7 protein-coding genes are annotated in these 10,517 nt (G+C 72.3%); 4 read left to right on the forward strand and 3 right to left on the reverse strand.

Translation table 11 applies throughout. The features are described from left to right. The gene (locus ACFCY1_RS34940; protein ID WP_079271806.1) at positions 1-1,392 is read right to left on the reverse strand and encodes a folylpolyglutamate synthase/dihydrofolate synthase family protein; all 1,392 of its coding nucleotides are present in this window, start codon (positions 1,390-1,392) and stop codon (positions 1-3) included. Positions 1,393-1,576: 184 nt separating this feature from the next. Between ACFCY1_RS34940 and ACFCY1_RS34945 the strand changes: the two genes are divergently transcribed. The 3 genes from ACFCY1_RS34945 to ACFCY1_RS34955 all read left to right on the forward strand — a co-directional run bounded on the left by ACFCY1_RS34945 (position 1,577) and on the right by ACFCY1_RS34955 (position 5,909). Then, complete coding sequence (locus ACFCY1_RS34945) at positions 1,577-3,010, forward strand: glycosyltransferase family 2 protein (RefSeq protein WP_375877185.1); 1,434 nt, start codon at positions 1,577-1,579, stop codon at positions 3,008-3,010. A 52-nt stretch (positions 3,011-3,062) separates the two neighbouring features. Then, on the forward strand, positions 3,063-4,208 hold the full coding sequence (gene wecB, locus ACFCY1_RS34950) for a non-hydrolyzing UDP-N-acetylglucosamine 2-epimerase (protein ID WP_375877186.1): 1,146 nt from the start codon (positions 3,063-3,065) through the stop codon (positions 4,206-4,208). A 165-nt stretch (positions 4,209-4,373) separates the two neighbouring features. Beyond that, on the forward strand, positions 4,374-5,909 hold the full coding sequence (locus ACFCY1_RS34955) for a chitinase (RefSeq protein WP_375877187.1): 1,536 nt from the start codon (positions 4,374-4,376) through the stop codon (positions 5,907-5,909). A 31-nt stretch (positions 5,910-5,940) separates the two neighbouring features. On the opposite strand, the gene ACFCY1_RS34960 is transcribed toward ACFCY1_RS34955, so the two are convergent. Both ACFCY1_RS34960 and ACFCY1_RS34965 read right to left on the reverse strand, forming a co-directional pair. After that, the gene (locus ACFCY1_RS34960; RefSeq protein WP_074000687.1) at positions 5,941-6,465 is read right to left on the reverse strand and encodes a hypothetical protein; all 525 of its coding nucleotides are present in this window, start codon (positions 6,463-6,465) and stop codon (positions 5,941-5,943) included. A gap of 311 nt (positions 6,466-6,776) precedes the next feature. After that, on the reverse strand, positions 6,777-9,416 hold the full coding sequence (locus ACFCY1_RS34965) for a valine--tRNA ligase (RefSeq protein ID WP_375877188.1): 2,640 nt from the start codon (positions 9,414-9,416) through the stop codon (positions 6,777-6,779). 190 nt (positions 9,417-9,606) lie between these two features. Here ACFCY1_RS34965 and ACFCY1_RS34970 point away from each other — a divergent pair, with 190 nt between their 5' ends. Beyond that, positions 9,607-10,479, forward strand: coding sequence for a hypothetical protein (locus ACFCY1_RS34970; protein ID WP_375877189.1), 873 nt, complete (start codon positions 9,607-9,609; stop codon positions 10,477-10,479). The last annotated feature ends 38 nt before the right edge of the window (positions 10,480-10,517 follow it).

The raw sequence follows: 10,517 nt of genomic DNA on the forward strand, positions 1-10,517 counted from the left end.
TCACTTCCTCCCGAGCAGCAGGCGGGCCTCGCCCACCGTGATGACCGAACCGGTGACCAGCACCCCGGCGCCGCCGAGGTCGCCCTCCTCCTCGGCGAGGCTGACGGCGGCGGCGATGGCGTCGTCGAGCCGGGGCTCGACCTGCACGCGGTCCTCGCCGAAGATCTCGACGGCGAGGGCGGCGAGCGCGTCGACGTCCATCGCGCGGTGGGTGGAGTTCTGGGTGATGACGACCTCGGCCAGGATCGGCTCGAAGGCCTCCAGCACGCCGGCCACGTCCTTGTCCCCGGAGGTGCCGATCACGCCGACGAGCCGGGTGAAGCCGAAGGACTCGGTGAGCGCGGCCACGGTGGCGCGGGCGCCGTGCGGGTTGTGCGCGGCGTCCAGGACGATCGTGGGGCTGCGGCGGACGACCTCCAGGCGGCCCGGCGAGGAGACGCCGGAGAAGCCCTGGCGGACCTTGTCCACGTCCAGCTGCCCGCCGCGCGCGCCGCCGACGCCGAAGAAGGCCTCGACCGCGGCCAGGGCGAGGGCCGCGTTGTGCGCCTGGTACTCGCCGTGCAGCGGGATGAAGACGTCCTCGTACTCCTCGCCGCCGAGTCCGCGCAGCGTCACCAGCTGGCCGCCGACGGCGAGTTCGCGGCGGATCACGCCGAACTCCATGCCCTCGCGGGCGACCGTGGCGTCCACCTCGACGGCGCGGCGCAGGATGTTCTGGGCGGCGTCCAGCTGCTGCTGGGCGACGACGGCGACGGCGCCGGACTTGATGATCCCGGACTTCTCGACCGCGATCTCGCCGGTGGTCTCACCGAGCTTGTCGGTGTGGTCCAGCCCGATCGGGGTGATCACGGCGACGGCGGAGTCGATGACGTTGGTGGCGTCCCAGGAGCCGCCCATGCCGACCTCGACCACGCCGACGTCCACCGGGGCGTCGGCGAAGGCCGCGTAGGCCATGCCGGTCAGCACCTCGAAGAAGGACATCGGCACCGGCTGCGCCGCGTCGACCATCTGCACGTAGGGCTCGATGTCGCGGTAGACCTCGACGAAGCGCTCGGGGGTGATCGGGGCGCCGTCCAGGGTGATCCGCTCGGTGACGGACTCCACGTGCGGGCTGGTGTAGCGGCCGGTGCGCAGCTCGAAGGTGTTGAGCAGCTGCTCGATCATCCGGGCGGTGGAGGTCTTGCCGTTGGTGCCGGTGATGTGGATGGAGGGGAAGGACCGCTGGGGCTGGCCCAGGATGTCCATCAGCGCCTCGATCCGGTCGAGCGAGGGCTCCAGTTTGTTCTCCGGCCAGCGCTTGGAGAGCTCCACCTCGACGTCGCGCAGGGCGTCGCCGGTGCCGCCGTCGGCGGGGCGGATGGTGTACGGGTTCGGGTCGGCCTTGTCGCTCACGTCCACAGTCTACGGAGCGCTGGCGGGTCCTCCTCACGGGGTGAGAACGACCACTTTGCCCGTTCTTTCCCATGATCAGCTAGTTTCCTCCCCTTACTATTGATTTAGCGATTTGAACCGCAATGAAGCATCGATTCGCAACCGATAGGAGCCTTCAGCCTTTGATCACTGGGAGCGCTGCGCCATGCCCGACGCCCTGCACGAATGGATCGTGCTTCGCCAGGACGCCGTCGTCTGGGTCGCCGGACTGATCTCCCTGGCGCTCGTCGGCTACATGGCCCTCGTCTTCGGACGCTTCCTCGTGTACTGGGCGGGCTCCCGCCACGCCTTCCGGCACGGCCGCCCCGCCGAGCCCGGCGACCCCGCCGCCTTCCGGTGGCACCTGGTGATCCCCTGCCGCGACGAGGAGGCCGTGGTCACCCAGACCCTGGACGGCCTGCGGACCAGCGCGCCCGAGGCCCACCTGTGGGTGATCGACGACGACAGCGAGGACGCCACCCGCGAGCTGGTCCTCGCCGCCGCGGCCCGCGACCCGCGGATCCACCTGGTCCAGCGCCGCCGCCCGCACGCCCGGATCGGCAAGGGCGCCGCCCTCAACGCCGCCTACCGGGAGATCTCCGCCCGGCTGCCCGAGGGCACCGACCGCTCCCGGGTGGTGATCGGCGTGGTCGACGCCGACGGGCAGCTCGACCCCGGCACCCTCGCCCGGGTCTGCAACCCCAAGGCCCTCGGCCGGCCCGACACCGGCGCCGTCCAGATCGGCGTCCGGATGCGCAACGCCGACGACGAGCTCCCGCTGCCCGGCCGCGGCCGGATCGCCAACGCCCTGGCCCGCGCGCTGGTGCGGATGCAGGACGTCGAGTTCCAGGCCACCAACACCGGCATGCAGCTGCTGCGCCGCCGCACCGGCAGCGTCGGCCTCGGCGGCAACGGCCAGTTCGTCCGGCTCACCGCCCTCGACTCGCTCACCGCCGAGGAGGGCCGGGCCGGCCGCCCCTGGCCGGAGCGCGCCCTGCTGGAGGACTACGAGTCCGGCCTCGACCTGCGCCTGGCCGGCTGGCGGCTCACCCACGTCACCGAGGCCCGGGTCTCCCAGGAGGGCCTGATCTCGCCGCGCCGCTTCCTCACCCAGCGCACCCGCTGGGCCCAGGGCAACATGCAGTGCCTGCGCTACACCGGCCGGGTGCTGCGCTCGCCGCACTACACCGCGACCGGCAAGGCCGAGGTGCTGTACACCTTCCTCCAGCCGGTGGTCTGCGTGCTGCTGGTGCTGCTCTTCCCCGTCTCGCTCGGGATCACCGGCGCCGGGCTGGTGCTCTTCCCGGAGGAGACCGCCGAGTTCCAGCTCCGGTTCGGCCCGTGGATGCTGCTCGCCTTCGTGCTCGCCACGCTGCCGATGGTGTTCTGGGGCTTCGCCTACCGCCGGGCCGTCCACCCCGACCGCGGCCGGCTCACCGGGCTGCTCTGGGGCGTCCTGGTCTGGCTCTACGCCTACCACCTGTTCGTGGTCGCCACCCGGGCCGCGGTCCGGATGCTGCTCGGCCGCAACGGCTGGGCCAAGACCCGCCGCAACGCCGAGAAGACCGCCCTCGGCGCCCCCACCGCGCTCGAATCCTGAGCCCGCCCCTCTCCCTTCGCGCCGCCCCTCCCCCACGCCACCGGAGCCCCGCATGAGCATGTGCCTGCCCCCGTCCAGCGTCGCCGTCGTCCTCGGCACCCGCCCCGAGCTGGTCAAGCTCGCCCCGCTGATCCACGAACTCGGCGACGCCACCCGGCTGGTGCACACCGGCCAGCACTGGGACGAGGCGATGTCCGGCCGCTTCCTGCGCGACCTGGACCTGCCCCGGCCGGAGCTGCTCACCGGGGTCGGCGGCCGCCCCCGGGCCGGTCAGATCGCCCAGTCCCTCGGCCAGTTGGACGCCGCCTTCGCCGAGGACCGCCCCGCCGCCGTGGTCGTCCAGGGCGACACCAACGCCACCCTGGCCGGGGCGCTGGCCGCCAACGCCCGGGAGATCCCGCTGGTCCACGTCGAGGCCGGGCTGCGCAGCTTCGACCGGGCGATGCCCGAGGAGCACAACCGGGTGATGGTCGACCACGTCTCCGACCTGCTCTGCGCCGCCACCGGGGAGAACGTCGCCAACCTGCGCGCCGAGTCGCTGGCCGAGGACCGGATCGAGCTCACCGGCAACACCGTCGTCGAGGTGGTCCGCCGTCAGCTGCCGGACGGGGCCACCCGCGCCGCGCTGCTCGCCGCGCACGGCCTGCGCCCGGACGCGTACGTGCTGGCCACCGTGCACCGCCCGGAGAACACCGACACCGCCGAGGCGCTCGGCGCGGTGCTCGCCGAGCTGGACCGGATCGCCCGGGCCGGCACCCCCGTGCTGTTCCCGATGCACCCGCGCACCCGGGCCGCCGTCGAACGCTTCGGCCTGGACGGCCTGCTGGAGCGCCTCGCCGTCACCGGCCCGGTCGGCTACGGCGACTTCCTGGGCCTGGCGTGCCACGCGGCGCTGCTGGTCTCCGACTCCGGCGGCGTGCAGGAGGAGTGCACCGTGCTCGGCCGCCCGCTGCTGGTGGTGCGCCGCTCCACCGAACGTCCGGAGGCGGTGGCGGCCGGCTTCGCCGCGCTGGTGCGGCCCGGCGAGGAACTGGGCACCCTGGCCCGCGCCTGGCTCTCCGACACCCCCGAGCGGCTCGCCCGGCTGGCGGCCACCCCGAGCCCGTACGGCGACGGCCTGGCCTCGGCCCGGATCGCCGCGCTGACCGCGGCACTCGCCGACCCGGCCGGCCGGCAGGCCTTGCCTTCAGCCGCCTAGGTCCTCTTGACAGCAGAATTGGTCTACTCCACCTTGTGAGGCAAGTCTCCGTTCCCGACCGGGACTTGAGTTGTCGGTAGCTCCCGCACGCGCACCATCGACACCCCGGACGGCGCTCCTCCCCCACGAGGCGCCCGCCGGGCCTCCCCCACTGGAGACGGAGTCATGCCACCTGCCCGACACCGGCGCCCGCGCGCCGTCCACTCCCTGCTCGCCGGAGCGAGCGCCCTGGTCATCGGCCTGGGCGGACTCGTCCTGGCCGGCGGCACCGGCGCCCACGCCGCCGACACCGACCTGATCGTCAACGGCGGCTTCGAGACCGGGAACCTGTCCGGCTGGACCTGTTCGAGCGGTACGGTCCAGCGCACCACCGTCCACTCCGGCACGTACGCCCTGCAGTCCACCCCGGCCGGGAGTGACACCGGCGAGTGCACCCAGACCGTCCAGGTGAAGCCCTCCTCCGCGTACACCCTGAGCTCCTGGGTGCAGGGCTCGTACGTCTACCTGGGCGCCCGCGGCACCGGCGGCACCGATCCGAGCACCTGGACCCCCGGCGCCGGCGGCTGGACCCAGCTGACCACGAGCTTCACCACCGGCCCGAACACCACCAGCGTCACCGTCTACCTGCACGGCTGGTACGGGCAGCCGGCCTTCGCCGCCGACGACGTCTCGCTGCTCGGCCCCGGCGGACCGCAGCCGTCGCCGAGCCCGACGGCCACCGCCACCTCCACCGCCTCGCCGAGTCCGACGGCCACCCCCACGGACAGCGGCACGCCCACCCCCACCTCCACCGGCAAGCCGCCGGACCTGCCCAAGCACATCCTCACCGGCTACTGGCAGAACTTCGACAACGGCGCCACCGTCCAGCGGATCAGCGACGTCCCGGCCGCCTACGACATCATCGCGGTCTCCTTCGCGGACGCCACCGCCACCCGCGGCGGCCTGAGCTTCACCCTCGACCCGGCGCTCTCCTCCCGCCTCGGCGGCTACACCGACGCCCAGTTCAAGGCCGACATCGCGGCCAAGCGGGCGGCCGGGAAGCGGGTGGTGCTCTCCATCGGCGGCCAGAACGGCACGGTCTGGGTGGGCGATTCCGCCTCCGCCGCGACCTTCACCAGCACCGCCTGGGCGCTGATGCAGAGCTACGGCTTCGACGGGATCGACATCGACCTGGAGAACGGCATCAGTTCCACCTACATGGGCCAGGCGCTGCACGCCCTGGCCGCGAAGGCGGGGAGCGGATTCATCCTCACCATGGCGCCGCAGACGATCGACATGCAGTCGACCGGCATGGAGTACTTCAAGCTGGCGCTGAACGTGAAGGACATCCTCACCATCGTCAACATGCAGTACTACAACTCCGGCGCGATGAACGGCTGCGACGGGAACGTCTACTCCCAGGGCACCGAGAACTTCCTCACCGCACTGGCCTGCATCCAGCTCAAGGGCGGGCTGCGGCCCGACCAGGTGGGCCTCGGGGTGCCGGCCTCCACCAGCGCCGCGGGCGGCGGGTACCTCGCCGCCGGCACCGTCAACAACGCGCTGGACTGCCTGGCCTCCGGCACCAACTGCGGCAGCTACAAGCCGGACACCGCCTGGCCGGGCATCGGCGGCGCGATGACCTGGTCGACCAACTGGGACGCCAAGGCGGGCAACCCGGTGGCCGGCACCATCGGCTCGCACCTGCACGCCATGCCGTAACCGGCCCGGCCGGTCTGCCGGAGGCCCGGGTTCAGACCCCGGCCCGGGCCTCCGGGACGTGCGCGGCGCCGCCGTGCCGACGGCGCAACTCGGCCGTGATCTCGGCCAGTTCACCGTCGGGCAGCAGCGGCAGCATCATCGCGACGCCCTGCAGCAGACCGCCGAGCAGGAAGGTGGTGTCGGGTGTCGCGGCCACCAGGCCGCGGACCTCGGCCACCTCGCCGGCCGCCACCGCCTCGATCAGCTGGGCCGCGCTCGCGGTCTCCTCGTCCACCGCGACCCCGCCGGTGTCCTCCGGGGCGCGCCGGGCCATCGCCCGCAGCACCCGGTCGCCGACCTCGGGGGCGTACGCCTTGCGGACGGCCTCGGCGGCGATCCAGGCGAGCAGGGTGGTCACCTCGCGCTCGGCGTGCTCGGCGAACAGCAGGTCCAGCTCGTGGTCGAACGCGATCTGGTTGCCGTGCCGGAACGCGAGCAGCAGGGTCGCCGCCCTGGCCTTGGCCTCCTCGACCGCCTCCAGAGGCAGTTCGTCGGCCAACTCCTCGGTCACCACCACGCCATGCCCTCCCGTCCGTCGCTCAGCAGGAACGCTCAGCGGAAACGCCCATTCGGAAACTCCGTGCACACGGTACACAGCGGACCTGCAAACTTCCGCGAACCCGCGCGGGCAAGACCGGAATCAATTCGCTCGGAATAGGACCTCACCCGGTCGCAGGATGATAATTCGCCGGAAGGGAGCAATGTTCCTGGGCTATTTGGTGTAAGGAAAGCGGCCGGGGAAGCCGAACCGGAACCGGAACCCGGAAAACGCCGAGGGGCCGCACCCCGCGCGTCGCGGAGTACGGCCCCTTCGGCGGGGACGGGCGGTCAGCCCTGCGGCAGCGCCGCGAGCTGGGCGGTGATCCGGGCGATGTCGGCCTCGGCGGCCTCCTGGCGGCCCCGGATCTTGGCGACCACCTCGTCCGGCGCCTTGGCGAGGAACGCCTCGTTGCCGAGCTTGGCGGTGGTCTGGGCCTTCTCCTTCTCGGCGGCCGCGAGGTCCTTGGCCAGGCGCTTGCGCTCGGCCGCGACGTCGATGGTGCCGGAGAGGTCCAGCGACACGGTGGCACCGGCCACCGGCAGCGAGGCGGTGGCCGCGAAGCCCTCCTCGGGCGCGGTCAGCCGCAGCAGCGAGCGGATCGCGTCCTCGTGGACGGCCAGCACGGTGCCGGCCAGCTCCAGCCGGGCCGGGACGCGCTGCGCGGGCTGCAGGCCCTGGTCCGAACGGAACCGGCGGACCTCGGTGACCACCTGCTGCAGCGTGGCGATCTCCGACTCGGCGGCCGCGTCACGGTAGCCGCTGTCCTTCGGCCACTCGGTCACGACCAGCGACTCGGCGCCGGTGAGCGCCGTCCACAGCGCCTCGGTGACGAACGGGACGACCGGGTGCAGCAGCCGCAGGGTGACGTCCAGGACCTCGCCCAGCACCCGGCGCGAGGCGTCCGCCTGCGGACCGCCCTTGGCCAGGGTGGTCTTGGAGAGCTCGACGTACCAGTCGAAGACCTCGTCCCAGGCGAAGTGGTACAGCGCGTCCGTGGCCTTGGCGAACTGGTAGTCCTCGTACAGCCCGTCCACCTCGGCGACGGTGGCGTTCAGCCGCGACAGGATCCAGCGGTCGACCGCGGTCAGCTCCTCCGGCGCGGGCAGCGGGCCCTCGACGGTGGCGCCGTTCATCAGCGCGAAGCGGGTCGCGTTCCAGATCTTGTTGCAGAAGTTGCGCGAGCCCTTGACCCAGTCCTCGCCGATCGGCACGTCGGCGCCCGGGTTGGCGCCGCGGGCCAGGGTGAAGCGGACGGCGTCGGCGCCGTAGGCGTCCATCCAGTCCAGCGGGTCGACCGCGGTGCCGGAGGACTTCGACATCTTCTTGCCGAACTCGTCGCGCACCAGACCGGTCAGGGCGACGGTCTTGAACGGCGCCTCGCCGTCCATCGCGTACAGGCCGAACATCATCATCCGGGCGACCCAGAAGAAGATGATGTCGTGGCCCGTCACCAGGACGTCGGTCGGGTAGAACTTCTCCAGGTCGGCGGTCTTCTCCGGCCAGCCGAGCGTGGAGAACGGCCACAGGCCGGAGGAGAACCAGGTGTCCAGGACGTCCGGGTCCTGGTGCCAGCCCTCGCCGGTCGGCGGCTGCTCGTCCGGTCCGACGCAGACGACCTCGCCGTCGGGGCCGTACCAGACCGGGATCCGGTGGCCCCACCACAGCTGGCGCGAGATGCACCAGTCGTACATGTTGTCGACCCAGTCGAAGTAGCGGCGCTCCAGCTCCTTCGGGTGGATCTCCACCTTGCCGTCGCGGACGGCGTCGCCGGCGGCCTTGGCCAGCGGCTCGACCTTGACCCACCACTGCAGCGACAGCCGCGGCTCGACCACGGTGTGGCAGCGCGAGCAGTGGCCGACCGCGTGCATGTACGGACGCTTCTCGGCGACGATCCGGCCCTGCTCGCGCAGCGCGCCGACGACGGCCGAGCGGGCCTCCAGCCGGTCCATGCCGAGGAAGGGGCCGTGCACGGTGATCGCACCGCACTCGTCCATGACGGACAGGTTGGGCAGGTCGTGGCGCTGGCCGATGGCGAAGTCGTTCGGGTCGTGCGCGGGCGTCACCTTGACGGCGCCGGTGCCGAACTCCGGGTCGACGTGCTCGTCGGCGACGACCGGGATCTCACGGTCGGTCAGCGGCAGCTTGATGGTCCGGCCGACGAGGTGCTTGTAGCGCTCGTCCTCCGGGTGGACGGCCACCGCGGTGTCGCCCAGCATCGTCTCGGCCCGGGTGGTGGCCACGACGATCGAGTCCTCGCCCTCGCCGTAGCGGATCGAGACCAGCTCGCCCGGGGTGTCCTCGTGCTCCACCTCGATGTCGGACAGCGCGGTGAGGCAGCGCGGGCACCAGTTGATGATGCGCTCGGCGCGGTAGATCAGGCCGTCGTCGAAGAGCCGCTTGAAGATGGTCTGGACGGCCTGGGACAGGCCCTCGTCCATGGTGAACCGCTCGCGCGACCAGTCCACGCCGTCGCCGAGCCGGCGCATCTGGCCGAGGATGCGGCCGCCGTAGCTCTTCTTCCACTCCCAGACCTTCTCGACGAAGGCCTCGCGGCCCAGGTCGTGCCGGGACAGGCCCTCCTCGGCGAGCTGCTGCTCGACCTTGTTCTGGGTGGCGATGCCGGCGTGGTCCATGCCGGGCAGCCAGAGCGTCTCGAAGCCCTGCATGCGCTTGCGGCGGGTCAGCGCGTCCATCAGCGTGTGCTGGAAGGCGTGGCCCAGGTGCAGGACGCCGGTGACGTTCGGCGGGGGGATGACGATGGTGTACGCGGGCTTGTCGCTCTTCGCGTCCGCGGTGAAGTAGCCACGGTCTACCCAGCGCTCGTACAGCTCGCCCTCTACGTCCGCGGGGGTGTAGGTCGTCGGGAGGGTCGCTGCTTCGTCCCCGGCAAAGGTGCTCACGGGGCGCTGGTTCGTCGTGTCGGTCACGACGCACAGTTTACGTAACCGGGGGGTGGGTCACGAACCGCTTTCCGGTCCGCGGGCCGGGCGCGGACCGGACGGGTCCCGGCCCGGCGCCGTGCGGTAGCGTGCCCGGGCACTCGTCCGGTGGACCGGACGGGCACGGACGACCGGACAGACGACAGGCCGCGGGTGCGGCGGGGGAGCACGGACGCAGATGTACGGCCAGGGACAGCAGTACCCGCAGGGACAGCCGCAGCCGTACGGGGGTCAGCCGCCGTACGGCCCGCCGCCGCAGCAGCCGTACGGCGCGCCCCCGCCCCCGCCCGCGTACGGCCAGCCCCCGTACGGCCAGCCGCAGCCGCAGCCCCCGTACGGCCAACCGCAGTACGGCCAGCCCCCGCAGCAGCCGTACGGCGTGCCTCCGCAGGCCCCGTACGGCCAGCCGGGCTACCCGCAGCAGCCGCAGCAGCGCAAGGGCAAGGGCGGCCTGGTGATCGGGCTGGTGGTCGGCGCCCTGGTGCTGGGCGGCGGCGGCTTCGCCGCCTGGAAGTTCCTCGGCGGGAACGACCAGGGCGGCCGGTACCGGATGTCCGCCCCGGACACCATCCCGGACGGCTACTCCCAGAAGTCGGCCGAGGACAAGGCCGTCGACCCGAACAAGCCGGAGGCGGCGGACTTCGGCAAGGACCTCCACGTGATCGCGGCCAGCTACAGCCGGGGCACCGACCTCGACACCTTCTCGGTGCTCGGCGTCTACGGGAAGCTCAACGACCCCGGGAAGATCATCGCGGACGCCAAGAAGAGCACCGGCGACGACGACGTCACCTGGACCACCCCGCTGACCGACTTCCCGGCCCGCGACTCCAGGAACTCCTCCGCGAAGCTCTCCTGCGGCGTGGCCGGGATCGCGGGCAAGCCCGGTCCGACGGTCTGCGTGTGGGCGGACCGGTCCACCACCGGCCGGGTCACCTTCAGCAAGATGAACGTGAACAGCCACGGCCAGCTCACCGGCGGCCAGGAGACCACCCTGACCCAGGCGGCCGACCAGACCAGGGCGATCCGCGACGCCATGGTCGTCGCCAAGTAGCGCGCACGCCACGAGGAGGGGCCCCGCACCGGATCCGG

Origin of the sequence: Kitasatospora sp. NPDC056273, from assembly GCF_042268845.1 — a bacterium.
In the GTDB taxonomy this organism is placed as follows: Bacteria; Actinomycetota; Actinomycetes; order Streptomycetales; family Streptomycetaceae; genus Kitasatospora.